The organism is Bradyrhizobium prioriisuperbiae, assembly GCF_032397745.1.
Classification (GTDB): Bacteria; Pseudomonadota; Alphaproteobacteria; order Rhizobiales; family Xanthobacteraceae; genus Bradyrhizobium_A; species Bradyrhizobium_A prioriisuperbiae.
Window position 1 is genome coordinate 203,991 of the sequence record NZ_CP135921.1, and the last position, 15,539, is coordinate 219,529.

The 15,539-nt window shown below is 63.7% G+C and carries 14 protein-coding genes; 4 read left to right on the forward strand and 10 right to left on the reverse strand.

Features of this window, described 5'->3' with window-relative positions; translation table 11 throughout:
- Positions 1–124: 124 nt before the first annotated feature.
- From RS897_RS00980 to RS897_RS01005, 6 genes are all read right to left on the reverse strand, one after another.
- Positions 125–928, reverse strand: a complete 804-nt coding sequence (locus RS897_RS00980) for a phytanoyl-CoA dioxygenase family protein (RefSeq protein WP_315834759.1) — start codon at positions 926–928, stop codon at positions 125–127.
- 365 nt (positions 929–1,293) lie between these two features.
- The gene (locus RS897_RS00985; RefSeq protein WP_407654408.1) at positions 1,294–2,817 is read right to left on the reverse strand and encodes an acyl-CoA synthetase; all 1,524 of its coding nucleotides are present in this window, start codon (positions 2,815–2,817) and stop codon (positions 1,294–1,296) included.
- Positions 2,818–2,960: 143 nt separating this feature from the next.
- On the reverse strand, positions 2,961–4,529 hold the full coding sequence (locus RS897_RS00990; RefSeq protein ID WP_315834761.1) for a fatty acid--CoA ligase: 1,569 nt from the start codon (positions 4,527–4,529) through the stop codon (positions 2,961–2,963).
- Positions 4,529–5,725, reverse strand: coding sequence for an acyl-CoA dehydrogenase family protein (locus RS897_RS00995; protein WP_315834762.1), 1,197 nt, complete (start codon positions 5,723–5,725; stop codon positions 4,529–4,531). The genes RS897_RS00990 and RS897_RS00995 overlap by 1 nt, the downstream gene beginning before the upstream one ends.
- A 12-nt stretch (positions 5,726–5,737) precedes the next feature.
- Positions 5,738–6,871 carry an acyl-CoA dehydrogenase family protein gene (locus tag RS897_RS01000; RefSeq protein WP_315834763.1) on the reverse strand — a complete coding sequence of 378 codons (1,134 nt, stop codon included), beginning with the start codon at positions 6,869–6,871 and terminating at the stop codon, positions 5,738–5,740.
- 4 nt (positions 6,872–6,875) lie between these two features.
- Positions 6,876–7,724: an enoyl-CoA hydratase gene (locus RS897_RS01005; protein WP_315834764.1), complete on the reverse strand. Its 849-nt coding sequence runs from the start codon at positions 7,722–7,724 to the stop codon at positions 6,876–6,878.
- A gap of 350 nt (positions 7,725–8,074) precedes the next feature.
- Between RS897_RS01005 and RS897_RS01010 the strand changes: the two genes are divergently transcribed.
- Positions 8,075–8,386, forward strand: coding sequence for a DUF1272 domain-containing protein (locus tag RS897_RS01010; RefSeq protein ID WP_315834765.1), 312 nt, complete (start codon positions 8,075–8,077; stop codon positions 8,384–8,386).
- Here RS897_RS01010 and RS897_RS01015 read toward each other — a convergent pair whose 3' ends face one another.
- From RS897_RS01015 to RS897_RS01025, 3 genes are all read right to left on the reverse strand, one after another.
- The gene (locus RS897_RS01015) at positions 8,387–9,310 is read right to left on the reverse strand and encodes a DUF1932 domain-containing protein (RefSeq protein WP_315834766.1); all 924 of its coding nucleotides are present in this window, start codon (positions 9,308–9,310) and stop codon (positions 8,387–8,389) included. It abuts the gene before it with no gap.
- 78 nt (positions 9,311–9,388) lie between these two features.
- Positions 9,389–11,047 carry a benzoate-CoA ligase family protein gene (locus RS897_RS01020; RefSeq protein ID WP_315834767.1) on the reverse strand — a complete coding sequence of 553 codons (1,659 nt, stop codon included), beginning with the start codon at positions 11,045–11,047 and terminating at the stop codon, positions 9,389–9,391.
- Positions 11,044–12,201 carry an FAD-dependent monooxygenase gene (locus RS897_RS01025; RefSeq protein WP_315834768.1) on the reverse strand — a complete coding sequence of 386 codons (1,158 nt, stop codon included), beginning with the start codon at positions 12,199–12,201 and terminating at the stop codon, positions 11,044–11,046. The genes RS897_RS01020 and RS897_RS01025 overlap by 4 nt, the downstream gene beginning before the upstream one ends.
- Positions 12,202–12,273: 72 nt before the next feature.
- Between RS897_RS01025 and RS897_RS01030 the strand changes: the two genes are divergently transcribed.
- Positions 12,274–12,693 (forward strand): acyl-CoA thioesterase, encoded by a 420-nt coding sequence (locus RS897_RS01030; protein ID WP_315834769.1) that lies wholly within the window; start codon positions 12,274–12,276, stop codon positions 12,691–12,693.
- A 41-nt stretch (positions 12,694–12,734) separates the two neighbouring features.
- Positions 12,735–13,511 (forward strand): IclR family transcriptional regulator, encoded by a 777-nt coding sequence (locus tag RS897_RS01035; RefSeq protein WP_315834770.1) that lies wholly within the window; start codon positions 12,735–12,737, stop codon positions 13,509–13,511.
- 43 nt (positions 13,512–13,554) lie between these two features.
- Here RS897_RS01035 and RS897_RS01040 read toward each other — a convergent pair whose 3' ends face one another.
- Positions 13,555–14,376, reverse strand: coding sequence for a class II aldolase/adducin family protein (locus RS897_RS01040; protein WP_315834771.1), 822 nt, complete (start codon positions 14,374–14,376; stop codon positions 13,555–13,557).
- 222 nt (positions 14,377–14,598) lie between these two features.
- Here RS897_RS01040 and RS897_RS01045 point away from each other — a divergent pair, with 222 nt between their 5' ends.
- Positions 14,599–15,528 (forward strand): LysR substrate-binding domain-containing protein, encoded by a 930-nt coding sequence (locus RS897_RS01045; protein WP_315834772.1) that lies wholly within the window; start codon positions 14,599–14,601, stop codon positions 15,526–15,528.
- Positions 15,529–15,539: the final 11 nt, after the last annotated feature.

The following is a 15,539-nucleotide window of genomic DNA, read 5'->3' on the forward strand; positions in this document are numbered from 1 at the left end:
GTCGTCCCTATGTTACCGTGCCTGGTCCGCAAGTGCCCGAAGGTGCGGGCTTTTCCGGCCACAACACCCGCAGTGCGCTGCAACGCTCCATCTCAACATTAATCTGTGGATCGCCCAATCGACCTCAGAGCGGCGCCGGCGGAACCAGCCTGGCGAGCCTCGGCAGCCGATCACGCCACAGCGCGCAAGCACGCTGATACGGCGACAGATCTGCGACGAGATTCGCGACCTGGTCGCGAGACAACACGCTGCGTTCGCAGAAGAACGGGCGAAGCGGCCGGTGCGAGATGTAATTATAGAACACGGCACAGCGGTCGCGTGAGATGGCCGGTCGTCCGCGATGATAATGCGTGGCGAGATCGCTGAAGATCACGGTGCCAGCCGGTCCCACACAGCTGGTGATATCGCCATCGCGGAGCGTCCCCAGTTTTGTCTCGAGCGTCTCCTGCGTGAGCACGGGATAACCGGAGCCCGACATGATCTCGCCGTCCGGAAAACGCCGATGCAGAATCTCCAGCGGCCCGCCGTCGATATCGACATCATTGAAATAGACTGCGACCTTGAGCATGCGCCGATCCTCGATATCGCGATGCCATCGGCGCGCTCCGCTCTGCCGTCCATCGGCCACGGTGTAGAAAATATTGATCCCGTCGTATCCCACCGGCAATCCGAGATAGGTCTCGGCGATCTGCAGAAGCCGTTCGTTGAGACCCCATCTGAAGATATCAGAGTGGCTGATCACCTCCTGAGCATTGGCCTGAACGGTATACTGATGTCGAAGCTCACCTCTGGCAGAACGGTCGGCATAGACGTCCTTAAGCTGCTTCCCCGACGCAAACAGCTTATCCGAGCCGGACAGACCAAGCGCGCCCAGCGACGTGATGAAGACCCCGTCTCGCTCCAGGCTGGCCACAATTTCGGCATCCATTGCCGAGAGTTTTGGCAGCTTCGCTTTATATCTGCTCTTCGCCTGCTCATACGCGGCGGAAAGGCGATCTTCCACCATGGAGATATTGATGAGCCGCGATGCCCATTGCGCAGGCAAGCCGCGCATGCGCCTGGCAACTCTCTTGTGTAGAAGCGTCTGATTCAAGATGTCGTCCCCGATCGTTTCGAAACCATCGTTCGATACTACATGGGGGCAAATATGGTGGCATTGAGCCGACCATCATCGTTCGCGATAAGAATTATTCTTGGACAGCGCCAGCCGGCACGACCGCAAGATATCTTCATGCGCCGTCACGGACCGCAACAAATTACCGGACTGTCAGCGACCTTTGACAACAAGCGGCCTCAAATCCGCCGGCCCGCCCGCTCCCAATACGGATCCCGCAGCCGTCGCTTGAAGATCTTACCAGAGTCCTCGCGCGGCAGTTCGGTCCTGATCTCGATATGCTTGGGCACCTTGTAGTCGGCGAGTTGCGTCTTGAGATGGGTCCGCACCGCGGCGAGGTCGAGAGAAACACCGCCCTGCGGCTCGATCACGGCGATGAGCGCCTCGCCGAACTCCTCGTCCGGAATGCCGAACACCGCGCAGTCGTGCACGCCGGGATAACCGTGCAGCACGGCCTCGATTTCGGCGGGATAGATGTTGACGCCACCAGAGATCACCATGTCGCGCTTGCGGTCGCTGATGAAGACATAGCCCTCGTCGTCGATGTAACCGACGTCGCCGGAGGTGATGAAACCATCGCGATCGATCTCGGCGCGCTTCTCCGGCCTGTTGTGATAGGTGAAATCCGCACTCGCCGGGATGCGCGAATAGATTTCGCCGATCTGCCCCGGCGGCAGGATGTCGCCGGCCTCGCTCAGGAAACGCAGCTCGGCGCCGGGTGAGATCCGGCCCACCGTGCCCGGCTTCTTCAAGGCGTCCTGCGGCGTCGCAAACGTCACCGCGCCGGATTCCGTGCTGCCGTAGAATTCATAGATCACCGGCCCCCACCAGTCGATCATCGCGCGTTTGACCTCGGCCGGACAGGGCGCGGCAGCATGGATGACGTGGCGGAGCGAGGACATATCGTATGCCGCACGCACCGTCTCCGGCAGTTTCATCAATCGGATGAACATGGTCGGCACCATGAAAATGATGTCGATCTTTTCGTCCTGCACGATGCGCAAGAATTCCTCGGCATCGAACCGCGGCATCAGCACCAGCGCATCGCATTCCCGCCCGGCGCGAATGCCGTAGGCATTCGGCGCGGAGTGATAGAGGGGCCCCGGCAACAGCGCGCGTCCCTGCGGCCTGATGCCGTAAATCATCGCACGCATCCGATTGGTGTAAGCGAGCTGTTCGGGCGTCGGTGCCGCCCGGCGTACGCCCTTGGGATGGCCGGTGGTGCCGGAGGTATAGATCATGTTCGGTGGCGGCGGCAGCTCGGGACCGTCATACGGCCTCTGACGTGCCATCCAGTCGTCGAGATCGATGGCGCCCACCGGTAGCTCCAGCCCGCCCGGCTCGATCCGGTAACTCGCCACGACCTCCGGCGGCGGCGGCACGCCCAGTATCGTCACTCCGTCCGGGATGGCGCCGCGCATCTTGTGCAGCAAGTCGCTATGGCCGATCAGCACATGGGAGCCGGAATCGCCGATGACATAGGCGATTTCCTCCGGCTTGAAGTGCCAGTTCACCGGCACACCATAACCACCCAGCATGATGATGGCATACACCGCCTCGAGAAAGGCAATGTCGTTGCGCATCAACACGCAGACGCTGTCGCCCTGTTTGACTCCCAGCGATTGCAGGCCGCCCGCGATCAGGCGAGCCCGCTCAGCGACATCCGTCGTGCTGCGGCAACGGTCGCCACTAATAATTCCCATGGAGGGGGCTTTGGATGAGACAGTCATCAAGCAAATTCCAGTCAGTAGCCCGGATGAGCGCAGCGATATCCGGGATCAGTTTCTGTGTGTCTGCCCCGGATGTCGCTCCGCTCATCCGGGCTACGATCGTCACGATCGGGTATTCAGTTCACCCGCCGCTCCCGGCCGGCCCAGAACGGTTCGCGCAGTTCGCGGCGCAGGATCTTGCCGGTGCCGTTGCGCGGCAGCGCCGGAATGAAGTCGACGCTTTTGGGCACCTTGTAGCCGGCGATGCGGGTGCGGGCATGAGCGATGATGTCGTCGGCCGTCACCTCGGCGCCCGGCTTACGCACCACCATCGCCTTCACGGCTTCGCCCCATGTGTCGTCGGGCACGCCGATCACCGCAACCTCGGCCACCGCCGGATGCCCGAAGATCGCGTTCTCCACTTCGGCGGGATAGATGTTCTCCGCGCCTGATATGATCATGTCCTTGATCCGGTCGTGCACGTAGACATAGCCGTCCGCGTCCATGTAGCCGGCATCTCCCGTGCGCAGCCAGTTGTCCGCGCTCAAGGTCGACGCCGTCGCCTCCGGCAGCTTCCAGTATCCCACCATGTTGGCAGTCGAGCGTGTCGCGATCTCGCCGACTTCGCCTGGCGGCAACGGCCTGCCCTCCGCATCCAGGATCGCGAGCTCAACGCCGGGCACCGCCTTGCCGGCGGACCGCAGCCGCGGCGAGCCATCGAGGGTATGGTCCTCCGGCGGCAGCACCACGATGGTGCCGGTAGTTTCCGTCATGCCGTACATCTGCACAAAGCCGCAGCCGAACACCTCCATGCATTCCCTGAGGAGATCGACCGGAATTGGCGACGCGCCGTACAGCAGGTATTTCAGCCGCGAATAGTCGATCTGCCGGGCACGCGGGTGGCGCACCACGAATTGCATCGCCGCCGGCACCATGAACAGCTTGGAGATCCGGTCATTGACGAAATAGTCGAGCACCTTCGACGGATCGAATTCGCGCGCCACCACGCCCTTGGCGCCGGAATGCAGCCCGACGATGCCCCAGCCGGTGCCGCCGATATGAAACACCGGCATCGCCACCAGCGACACATCGTCCGCAGTCCAGACATTCCAGGGCGGCAGTTCGCCGGATTGCTCGTCGCGACGATCGACCAGATTGCGATGGCTGAGCATCGCTCCCTTGGGATGGCCGGTAGTCCCCGAGGTATAGAGCTGCAGCGCCACGTCCGTGAGCTGCGGCTGAAATGTGGGAGCCGCATCATTCTCGGCGTCGCGCCAGGCCTCATACGCCGGCCACTCCGCAGCGTTGCCCTCCATCGCCACCAGCAGCGGCGCCGACGTGAGCGTTGACATAAACGCCCGCACCACATCGACGAACTCCGCGCCGACGAGCAGCGCCTTCGCCTCGGCATTGTCGATGATGTAGACCATCTCCGGCGGCGCCAGTCGCCAGTTCACCGGCGACATCACCACGCCGATTTTCATGGCCCCGAGCAGCAGCTCGAAATAGTGGTCGCTGTTCTTGCCGACATAGGCGATGCGATCGCCAGCCTTGAGCCCCGCTGCGGCGAGCGCGTGAGCCGCCTTGTTGCTGTTGCGCTCGAACTGCGCATAGCTGGTCTCGCGTCCCTCGAACGTGAACGCCACCGCATCGCCGCGCTGCTCGGCATGGCCGCGCACCACATCCACCAGCGTTGAACCGGTCATCACAACCCCAGCATGTTCTTGGCAATGATGTCGCGCTGCACCTCCGAGGTGCCACCAAAGATGGTGTAGGCGCGGCGATTGAGATAGTCCGGCACGATGGTCAGTTCGTCTTCCGGAATCCCCGCGGGCTCGTTCAGCGCATAAAGCGGCCGCATCGGCTCCCAATAGAGCGCGTCATAACCGATCACGTCGACGCCGAGCCGGGTCATCGCCTGCTGGATTTCACTGCCGCGCAGCTTCAGCAGCGAGGATACCGCGCCGGGGTTCTGCCCGGTCTGCAGATCGGACGTGATGCGCAGCTCGATCATGTCGAGTGTATCGATATCGACATCAAGTTCGGCCAGCCGGCGCGCGATGTCAGGATCGTCGATCGCCCGCCCGGTCTGTTCGGAATGTGCAAGCCGCGCCACATGGTCGAACCGCGCGCGCAGCCGCGCCGCGGTCATCCCGCCGCCACGCTCGAACTCCAGCAGATACTTGCCGTAGGTCCAGCCTTTATTTTCTTCGCCGACCAGGTCGCTCACCGGCACCCGCACATCGTCGAAAAACACCTGGTTGACTTCATGATCGCCGCCGATGGTCTTGATCGGGCGAATCGTGATCCCAGGCAGTTTCATGTCGATCAGCAGGAAGCTGATGCCCTCCTGCTTGCGCGGCGTGTCGGCGGTGCGCACCAATGCGAACATGCGGTTGGCATGATGGGCGTGGGTCGTCCAGATCTTGGTGCCGTTGACCACATAGTGGTCGCCGTCGCGCACGGCGCGCGTCTTCAGCGACGCCAGATCGGAGCCGGATCCCGGCTCGGAATAGCCCTGGCACCAGTAATCCTCGCCCGAGAGCATGCGCGGCAGATAGTACGCTTTCTGAGCGTCGCTGCCGAAGCCGATGATCACCGGCCCGACCATGCGTACACCCATCGGCGACAATGACGGCGCGCCGGCACGGGCACACTCGGTCTCGAAAATCCAGCGCTGCGCCGGCGACCAGCCGGTGCCGCCATATTGCGTCGACCAGGCCGGCGCGACCCAGCCGCGCGCATGCAACACGCGCTGCCAGGGGCCTGAAATCTCCGGCTCGGAGAACACCGACGGCGTCAGCGCCTGGCCGCGCGCCAGTGCCGGCGTCAGGTTTGCAGCCAGGAAAGCTCTGACCTCGTCCTGAAAGGCGCGATCTTCCGGCGTGAACGACAATTCCATGATCCGCTCCGTTTACGCTGCTTGCTCGGGCACATCGGTCAGCGCCAGGCGCCGACGGTAGTGATAGGCGGAACCGCCGAACAGCGTGTCGAACATCAGCACGCGGCGCAGATAGAGCCCGATGTCGAGTTCGTCGGTGACGCCCATGGCGCCGTGCAACTGCACCGCCTGCTCGGCCACGAACCGCGCGCAGGTGCCCACCTTGGCCTTGGCGCCGGAGGCGGCACGACCGCGCGCCCGTGGCTCCGCCTCGGCCTGCAGTGTCGCCACCCGCGTGATGGCCCGCGCTTCTTCGCAAGCCATCGCCATGTCGGCCAGGCGATGCCGCACCACCTGGTTGGCCGACAGCGGCCGGCCGAACTGCTCGCGCATCTTGGTATAGTCGACGGTCGCCCGCAGCAGATAATCCATCATGCCGACAGCCTCCGCACACAGCGCCGCCAGCGCCCGGTCGACCACAGCCTCGAGCGCGGGCCGCGCGTCCGCGGCCTGCCCGAGCCGGGCATCCGCCGGCAGTTTCACACGCGACAGCGTGAGCACACCGGCACGTCCGCCGCCAAGCCGGGCGTGCTCACGCATTTCCGCCCCCTTGATGCCGGCCGGCACCAGGAACAGCCCAAGACCGCTGTCGGTGTTTGCGCTGACAATCCATTGTTGCGCCGATGGCCCGTCAAGCACCGCGAGTTTGCGGCCATCGAGGATCCAGCCGTCTCCGGACGCGTCGGCACGGGTTTCGATGGCGCTGAGGTCGAAACGTCCACCGCGCTCGGCATAGGCAAACGCGAGGCGAAGATCGCCCGATGCGACCTGCGGCAGCAGCGCGGCCTGTTGCGCCTCGCTGCCGGCTTCCGCGATCAGCCCGGCGCCGAGCACGACGGTGGAGAGATAGGGCGACAGCGCGAGGCCGTGCCCGAATGCCTCCATCAGGATGGCGATGTCAGTCGCACTGCCGTCGAGGCCCCCGTAACGCTCCGCAATCGGCAGCGCCAACCACCCAAGCTCGGCGTAACGTGCCCACAACGCCCCGCTTTCGTCGGCTGTGGACGCCGCGATGCGACGGCGCTCCTCGATCGAGAATGTGTCAGCGATAAAACGTTCGGCGCTGTCGCGCAGCAGGCGCTGTTCTTCGGTCAATGCCAGGTTCATCGGTTTACTCCGCAGCCGGCTTGCGCACCGTCGCCGGGATGCCGGCGGGGTCGATGATGGTGCCGAACTGCTGCAAATTGTGGGCGTGACAGAGCTGATGCAATGCGAAAGCCTGATCGATCGCCGTCTGCTGTCCCGTCGCATCAACAGCGCGATTGACGGCTTCCTTGGTCATCTTCAGCGCGAAAGCCGGCTTGGCGGCGATGCGCAGCGCGAGGTCCTGGACAAAGCGGGTGAGATCGGTCCGCGGCACCACATGATTGACCATGCCGAGCCGGTGCGCCTCCTGGGCACTCCAGCTGTCGGCGGTGAACAGCAGCTCCTTGGCCTTGCGCGGCCCCAGTTCGAACGGATGCACAAACCATTCGACACCGCAGACCCCGAGCGTCACCACCGGATCGCAGAACTCCGCATCATCGGAGGCGACGATCAGGTCGCAGGCCCAGGCCAGCATCAGCCCGCCGGCGATACACTTGCCCTGCACTTCGGCAATGGTCGGCTTGGCGAGGTTGCGCCAGCGCCGCGTGATCTGCAGGTAGATCTCCTGCTCGCGGGCGAAGCGGCCGTGGGCGCCCTTCTCGCGAAACCCGCCCCAGCCACCGATGGACGGAAAATCCGCCCCGGCTTCATTCTTGCTGCCGGCGCGCAAATCGTGGCCGGAGGAGAAGTGAGGATCGGCGCCCGCCAGCACGATCACCTTCACCGCATCATCCTGCACCGCGATGTCGAACGCCGCATTGAGATCGTAGGTCATCTGCAGGTTCTGCGCATTGCGGGCCGTGGGGCGGTTCATCACGATGCGCGCGACCTGCGGCGACGGCATCTCGTAGCGCACGGTCCCGAACTCCGGCATCTCGCGGCTCCCGTTCCGACGGGAGCACGACATCACCCTGCACGAACGCAAAGTCTGCGCGTCGCGATCAGGCGAGCCGTTTCCTTCCCATCTTTTTCTTTGAGCAAACGGCAAGCGCCAATGTTAGTCAAGCCACTAATTAACTCAAGCCAGCGCGCACATCGCCAGCGTGGCCTGCGAGCAGGTCTTGCGTTCAAATACTAATTTCTCGTGACGGAAATCGATCTTTCAGCTGGGCGTCATCTCATTGACGACCGCAATCCCATGTCCGGAATCGAGGGGATTTCGCCATTTGCAACGCCGATCCGACTTTGCGAGTCTTGACCGAACTCGCATTGAAGGAATCGAACATGGCGCTGCAGCTGCGACCGAACTGTGAATCGTGCGACAAGGATCTGCCGCCGTCGGCGACAGACGCACGGATCTGCTCCTACGAGTGCACCTTCTGTGCGGATTGTGCCGAGAACCAGTTGCACAATGTCTGCCCGAACTGCGGCGGCGGTTTTGCGCCGCGCCCGATCCGCCCCGCCACCGAATGGCGGCCCGGGCTGTCGGTCGAGAAACGGCCGCCGTCCGACAAGCGCGTGCACCTGCACTACAGCGGCGATGATATCGCCGCCCACTGCGCCCGGATCAGGGACATCGATCCCGCTCTGCGGTGATCAGGTCTTCGGTTTGAGCGAAGCCAGGATGCGATCGGCCTCGGTGCGCCAGTCGGCGCTGCGGGCAAACCCGGCCTCACCCTTTCGGCCGAACAGGCCGGCGTCGGCGAGATCAGCCACCCAGGCCTGGCGATCGGCGGTGCCTGCCGCCGACCACGGTGTGAGGCCGGCCTCGCGCACAGTCTCGGCCACCTCGCGCACCTCTTCGCTGCGGCGACGGCCGTGCTCGATAACGCGCTGGAAGAAATAGGCGCCCTGCTTCTCCCAGTCGATGCCGGGAAAGGTTTCCCGCAGCGAAACCAGCACCGCGTCCTCGACGCCATAGGCGCGCGCCGTGGTGAAGCTCTCGATCACCATCGCCTCCAGGCCCTTGATCATGACGCTGCGGCACATCTTGACCGCAGAGGCGACACCAAGCTTGTCGCTGGCGACCTTGGCGTCGAAGCCGAGCGCGACCAGCAGCGGTGTCAGCTCCGCGGCGCCGGGACCACCGAGCAGCAACGGCACCTTGAGGCGATACGGCGGCACCGACGTCATAACGGCGCCTTCGACATAGCGGCCGCCATGGCCATCGATCATGACAGCCGCGCGCTGCTTGGCGCCGGGCGAGGCCGAGTTGAAATCGAGGAACCAGGCCCCCTTCTTGACCGCAGGCGCGCAGGCCTGCGCTACAGACACGGTCTGGCTCGCGGTCACCGCTGAAACGATGAAATCGGATCGTGCCGCAAGATCTGTTGCCGATGACGCCAGTGTCACACCATGAACACCCGCATGATCGCGCAAGGCGCCGGCCTCGCCACCATCGAGCTTGATGTCATAAGCGCTGATCCTCAGATCCTGCTTGCGCAGGTCTTCAGAAAGGATCCGCCCCACCTCGCCATAACCGACGAAACCGATATGCCACTGCTTTGGATTGACCGACATTGCCGCACTTTCACCGTCGATGATGGATTAACGGCGTCAGCTTAACCGGGGCGGCTTTCGTTCAAAATAGCCAATCGCTCAATTCTGCGTTGCCGCCACAGCCTTCACCAGCGCCTGGCGATCGATCTTGCCGGTGCCGGTTTTCGGCAGTTCGTCGACAAACGCGATCTGACGCGGGTATTTGTAGGGCAGCAGTTTCTCCTTGACGAAATCCTGCAGCAGCCGGGTCGTCGCCGCAGGGTCGCAGGCGCGATCGTTCATCGCCACCACCGCCTTCAATGTCATGCGGCGGTCGGGCAATTCCAGCGCCAGCACCGCGCATTCGCGCACCAGAGGGTGTTCGGCCAGGCACAGCTCCACCTCCAGCGGATAGACCCATTGCCCGGAGATCTTGATCAGATCGTCGGCGCGGCCGCGGAAAAAATGGAAGCCATCGTCGTCGCGCACAAAACGATCGCCGGTATAGATCCAGCCGCCGTCGCGGATGGTCTCCGCGGTCTTGTCCGGCCGATTCCAGTACAGCGGGGTATTGGAATCGCCGCGCACCCACAAGATGCCCTCCTCGCCATCCCCGACATCGCGGCCATCCTTGTCGCGCAGCGCCAGTTCGTAACCGGGAACGCGCAGACCCGCCGATCCCAGCTTCTTCCGCTCCGGCCTATTGGACAGATAGATGTGCAGGGCTTCGGTGGAGCCGAGGCCTTCGACGATCTCAAGCCCGGTGAGTTGTTTCCAGCCGTTGAACACATCAGCCGAAAGAACTTCCGCGGCGGACAGCGCCAGCCGCAGCGACGAGAAGTCGGCCGCGCGCGCCCCTTCGGCCTTGGTCAGCGAGGTATAGAGCGTCGGGAGGCCGAAAAACACGGTTGGCCGATATTGTCCAATCGCTGCGAAGATCGCATCCGGCTTCGGTTGGCCCGGCAGCAGCAGCGTCGCCGCACCGACGGAAAACGGAAACGTCACGGAATTGCCGAAACCGTAGGCGAAGAACATCTTCGGCACCGAGAAACAGATATCGCCCAGCGAGAGCTTGAGTACGTCGCGTGCGAACGCCATCTCGCTGTAGGCCATGTCGTGCTGCAGATGCACGATGCCCTTCGGCCGTCCGGTCGAGCCCGACGAATACATCCAGAACGCCATCGCATTGCGGTCGGTATCGGCCTCGGGCAGATCGCCCGTAAAGCGATCGAGCCATCGATCGGCCACAAGGGTATCAGGCACCGCATGGACTTCAGGCGCGCCGTTGACCACGATCAGCGTACGCAACGCCGTTGCCGCGCATGCCGTGGCATCGAACCGCGCGCTGAACTCGGCGTCGGCGACCGCGACCGTGGCGCCGGAATCCGCCAGGTAGAACTGCAGCAGATCCGGCGGCGTCAGCGTGTTGATCAGCAGCGGCACGAAGCCCGCGCGCACCGCGCCGAAGAACGCCGCCGGATAGGCCGGTGTGTCGTCGAGGAACATCAGGATGCGGTCGCCACGCGCCAGCCCGAGGGAATGGAAGCCATGCCCCCAACGCGATGCGTCCGCACACAACTCAGCAAAGGTGCGCGTGCCGAGCGGCCCCATCAGCGCCAGCCTGTCGCCGCGCCCGGCGTCGAGATTGTCAAACAGGATACGGCTCGCATTATAGCGCTGCGGGACCGCAAAGCCGATCTCACGGCTGCCGGCGCTGTCGACCGGGACCTGATCGGCAACAATCCCATCCGCTCCATGAGGCCCATTCGACGCGGTCATCTGGCGCCTCCCGCCTGCCGATGCTCCGCGGACCGGGAGGCCTCGTAACGCGCCATGAAGGCGGGCGCCATGGCGCGCAGCCGCGCGATGTCGATCCGGCCGGACCGGGTGATGTAGCTCATGGCAAAATCCTCAAGGCTCAAACTCATGTACTCGGGGAATTTTTCGTACCAGTCGGCGCTGGTGCGTGCGGCGGCAACCAGTTTCTGCACGATCGGTTTGCGCTCGGCCTCGTAACGCCGCAGCGCCGCCGGACAATCATCGCGCTCCGCCTCCAGCGCCTTGGTCAGGGCGATCGCATCCTCGATCGCCAGCCGCGTGCCGGAGCCGATAGAGAAGTGCGCCGAATGCAGCGCATCGCCGATCAGCACGATATTCTTGAACGACCAATGCTGGTTCCAGACCCAGGGAAAGTTGCGCCAGATCGAACGGTTCGATACCAGCTTGTGACCACCGAGCGTGTGCGCGAACACCTGCTCGCAGATCGCCTGCGACTCCTCGGGCGACTTGTCGGCGAAACCGTAGCGCTGCCAGGTGGCCCGGTCGCATTCCACCAGGAACGTACTCATGGTCGGCGAATAGCGATAGTGATGGGCGTTGAAGGCGCCGAGTTCGGTCGCGACAAAAGTCTGCGACAGTGTCTCGAAACGCTGGGTGGTGCCGTACCAGGCGAACTTGTTGCTGGAATACGCGAGTGTGGTGCCGAAATCACCCTCGTACGCGCGCCGCGCCGTTGAGTTCAGTCCGTCGGCGGCGACGATCAGGTCATAGTCATCGAGGCGATCGAGCGATGGCACATGGGTCGCATAATGCACGTTGACGCCGGCAGCGGCGGCACGTTGCTGCAGGATCTGCAACAGCTCGAGCCGGCCGATCGACGAGAAGCCGACCCCATCGATGACGATGGTGTCGCCCCGCAGATCGAGAGTGATGTTTTTCCAGCTTTCCATCCGCGGCGCGATCGCCGCGACCGTGTCGGGATCGTCCGCACGCAGGAAGTCCAGCGCCTGCTCGGAAAACACCACCCCAAAGCCCCAGGTGACGCCTTCGGGGTTCTGTTCAAACAGATCGACCTCGGCCTCGGGATGACGTGTCTTCCACAGGTACGCAAAATAGAGACCTCCAGGGCCTCCGCCGAGCACGGCAATCCGCACGCGACCCTCCCGCTATTTTTGACATTATACAATTAATTCCTCAATATACAAAAATCCAAAACGAGGCAAGCCATGTCCAACACCGCCTTCACCACCCAGGTCACGATCGAATGGGGCGACTGCGACGAAGCGGGAATCGTGTTTTATCCCAACTACTTCTACTGGCTGGACTGCAGCTTCCAGCGGCTGCTGCGGGCGCGCGGCCTGAGCCTGCGCGAGGTGCGCAAGCGATTCGGCGCGGTCACCCCGATCACCCAGGCCCACGCCGATTTCACCGCGCCGGCGCGTTACGACGACGTGCTCGACATCGCGGTCAGCGTCGCGCTGCAGGGCGAACGGCGCTTTCGCGTCGACTATGATTTTACGTCGAACGGCAAACGGATCGGCAGCGGCCATGAGGTTCGCGCCTTCGCCCTGATCGGCGCCGACGGTACGATCAAGGGCGCGCCGGTTGATGCGGAGTTTTTGTCGATCCTGGTCCCAGCCAACTGACCGGTATCGCCATGCGCCCGCCGAAATCCTCGAAGTCCTCCATGCCGACCGATGATGGCGAGGATGCGCGCGCCTCGCGCCGCGGCATCCAGTCGGTCGATATCGGCTTTCGCGTGCTGGCCGCGCTCGCGGCGGAACCGCAGGCGGCCACGCTCGGTGCGGTGGCGAAACGCTCCGGCCTTTCGGCCTCGCAAGCGCATCGTTATCTCGCAAGCCTGATCGCATCCGGCATGGCGCATCAAGCCACCTCCTCCGGCCGCTATGAACTCGGACCGCAGGCGATCCAGATCGGATTGGCGGCACTGGCACGCACCGACGTATTCGCGGAGGCCGATCCGGCCATCGCCGACTTCACCCGCGACACCGGCCGCTCGACACTGGTGGCGGCGCGCGGCCCGCTCGGCCCCACCATCGTGCGCTGGCATGCCGGCCGCACGCCGGTGACCACGTCGCTTGCAGTCGGTTCCGTGCTGCCGTTGCTGGGATCCGCCACCGGGCACGCATTCCTCGCGTTCATGGGCACCGAGGAACTTGTTGGCGCAGTCGAACAGGCCCGCGCAACTGACCCCCGTGACGCCGATGTCGACGCAATCCGGCAGCGCGTGCGCACCACGATGTCGGCCTCGGTGGACGAAATGCTGATCCCGGGGCTTCGTGCCACCGCGGTGCCGATCCTCGACATCCAGGGCCGCGCCGCGCTGGTCGCCACCGTGATGGCGACCCCGGCATTCGCCCGCACCGACGACGAGGCCATCGTGCGCAAACTGCAGTCGGTCTGCAAAACCCTCACCGAACGTCTCGGCGCACGCTGGCAGTAGTCCGCCCCGGATAAATCCGGGACGGCACGGTCAGTCGTCGCACTCAGTCGAGAAAATCCGGCTGCTCTTTCAGGATGCGCGCGTAGAGCGGTTGAAACTGAAACCAACCGCCGAACGGAGTGCCGACAATCCGATAGGCTTGGGTGGCCGCCTCATGCGAGATCAGCTTCAGCGGCTGGTTGGTGCCGGCCGCGGCCGCCTCGGCCAGCAGTTGCACCTGGCATGACCGTTCCATGGTGATGAACCACCAGGCCGCTTCATCGACGGTCTTGCCCACCGTCAACAAACCGTGGTTCTGCAGGATCGCGGCCTTGCATGATCCGAGCGCGTCGGCGATCTGCTGACCTTCGTCGAGATCGGCGGCGACACCACCATAGTCGTCATAAAGTCCATGGTCGTTGTAGAAGGCGCAGACGTCCTGCGAGATCGGATCGAGCTTGCGCCCGAGCGCAGCAAAGGCGCGGCCATACGTCGAATGCGAGTGGGCGGCGCCGACGGACTCCGGACGTGACGCGTGGACCCGGGAGTGAATCGCGAACGCCGCTGCGTTGACCGGGCGATTGCCCTCGACCACCTTGCCCTCGTGGCTGACCCGGATCAGGTCGGACGCCTTGATCTGACTGAAATGCATGCCGAACGGATTGACCCAGAACGTTTCGGTGAACTCCGGATCGCGCGCGGTGATATGGCCGGCAACTCCTTCGTCAAACCCGAATTTCGAGAACAGCCGGAACGCGCCCGCCAAGCGCTGTTTGCGATGCTGACGTTCCTCCGCAACGGTCTCGAAGACCGGCGGCTGTGGCAAACCGCCGAACATCTTTTCGGCGGCGGATCTGCTGTCATCGAATTTTTGCGGTGCGTTCACTGAACTCTCCCTGGGTGTGGCGAATGGATCGAAACGCGCACGGTCGGCCGGCGCCGTAGCGCCGCAATCGACAATCCTCCCGTTTCGCCTGTGGTCGATTGCACGCATGAACCAACGTCATACGAACGATCGCGTTGCCTGAACCGGTGTTTGGTGCAAGCATCGCCAGATGCAAACCAAGGCGCAAATGAATTCGCTTGCGCTCACGTGAATGACATTCATATGCAGCGCTCGCGTTCATCCCTGCCGCCGATATCGACGCTGCGCCCGTTCGAGGCCGCGGTACGGCTGGGAAGCTTCAAGGCGGCAGCGGAAGAACTCGGCCTGACGCAATCGGCAATCAGCCACCAGATCAGCGCGCTGGAAACCCATTTCCGCAGCAAGCTGTTTCAACGCCAGGGCAACCGGCTGGTGCTGACCAAAGCCGGCTCGACCTACGGCGCCGCAGTCCTGCGCGCCTTTTCCGAAATGGCGCGCGCCGGCGAAACACTGCTGAGCAGCGAACGGCAAGAGATTGTCAGGGTCAGCGCAACGCCGAGTTTCGCCGCCTTCGCCGCATTGCCCAACATCGCGGCATTCAAGGCCATCAATGGCAGCCTCGACCTGCGGCTGGAGGCCCGCAACACCGGCGTCGATTTCGACACCGAGACCATCGATGCCGCTATCGTGGCCAACAACCCACCGTTTCCCGGGCTGCAGGCGCACCGGCTGTTTCGATCAAAGCTTGCCCCGCTGGCGCGCCCTGAATTGCGTGCGAAATTCCCGCCAGTGAAGACACCGCACGATCTCTTGCGTTTGCCGCTGATCGAACTCAACAACATTCCGGGCATGTGGGAGCGTTGGTTCGCCAAGGCCGACCCAAAGGTCAAACTGGGCGAGCTCCGTTTGTCGAGTGACAGCCTGCTGGCGGCAATTCAGATGGCGGAAGCCGGCGTCGGCGTGGTGCTGGCGCCCTTTCCGCTCGCAGCCCCGGTTGTTGCAGCCGGCCGGCTCGACGCGCTGTTCCGCCCCACCATCGCGATGGAGCGACCGGACATCTATCTGGTCTACCGAAAGACCGATGCGGGCTCGGCAAAAATCAAGGCCGTCAGGCGATGGATCAAGGATATCATCGCCGGCCTCGAACGCCGCACCAATACCACGGATCTCTGAAGCAACGCGAT

Excerpts from the sequence above, each read along its gene's own strand:
- RS897_RS00980 (WP_315834759.1), bottom strand. The coding sequence starts at position 928 with ATGGATGCCGAAATTGTGGCCAGCCTGGAGCGAGACGGGGTCTTCATC.
- RS897_RS00985 (WP_407654408.1), bottom strand. The coding sequence starts at position 2,817 with ATGGGAATTATTAGTGGCGACCGTTGCCGCAGCACGACGGATGTCGCT.
- RS897_RS00990 (WP_315834761.1), bottom strand. The coding sequence starts at position 4,529 with ATGACCGGTTCAACGCTGGTGGATGTGGTGCGCGGCCATGCCGAGCAG.
- RS897_RS00995 (WP_315834762.1), bottom strand. The coding sequence starts at position 5,725 with ATGGAATTGTCGTTCACGCCGGAAGATCGCGCCTTTCAGGACGAGGTC.
- RS897_RS01000 (WP_315834763.1), bottom strand. The coding sequence starts at position 6,871 with ATGAACCTGGCATTGACCGAAGAACAGCGCCTGCTGCGCGACAGCGCC.
- RS897_RS01005 (WP_315834764.1), bottom strand. The coding sequence starts at position 7,724 with ATGCCGGAGTTCGGGACCGTGCGCTACGAGATGCCGTCGCCGCAGGTC.
- RS897_RS01010 (WP_315834765.1), top strand. The coding sequence starts at position 8,075 with ATGGCGCTGCAGCTGCGACCGAACTGTGAATCGTGCGACAAGGATCTG.
- RS897_RS01015 (WP_315834766.1), bottom strand. The coding sequence starts at position 9,310 with ATGTCGGTCAATCCAAAGCAGTGGCATATCGGTTTCGTCGGTTATGGC.
- RS897_RS01020 (WP_315834767.1), bottom strand. The coding sequence starts at position 11,047 with ATGACCGCGTCGAATGGGCCTCATGGAGCGGATGGGATTGTTGCCGAT.
- RS897_RS01030 (WP_315834769.1), top strand. The coding sequence starts at position 12,274 with ATGTCCAACACCGCCTTCACCACCCAGGTCACGATCGAATGGGGCGAC.
- RS897_RS01035 (WP_315834770.1), top strand. The coding sequence starts at position 12,735 with ATGCCGACCGATGATGGCGAGGATGCGCGCGCCTCGCGCCGCGGCATC.
- RS897_RS01045 (WP_315834772.1), top strand. The coding sequence starts at position 14,599 with ATGCAGCGCTCGCGTTCATCCCTGCCGCCGATATCGACGCTGCGCCCG.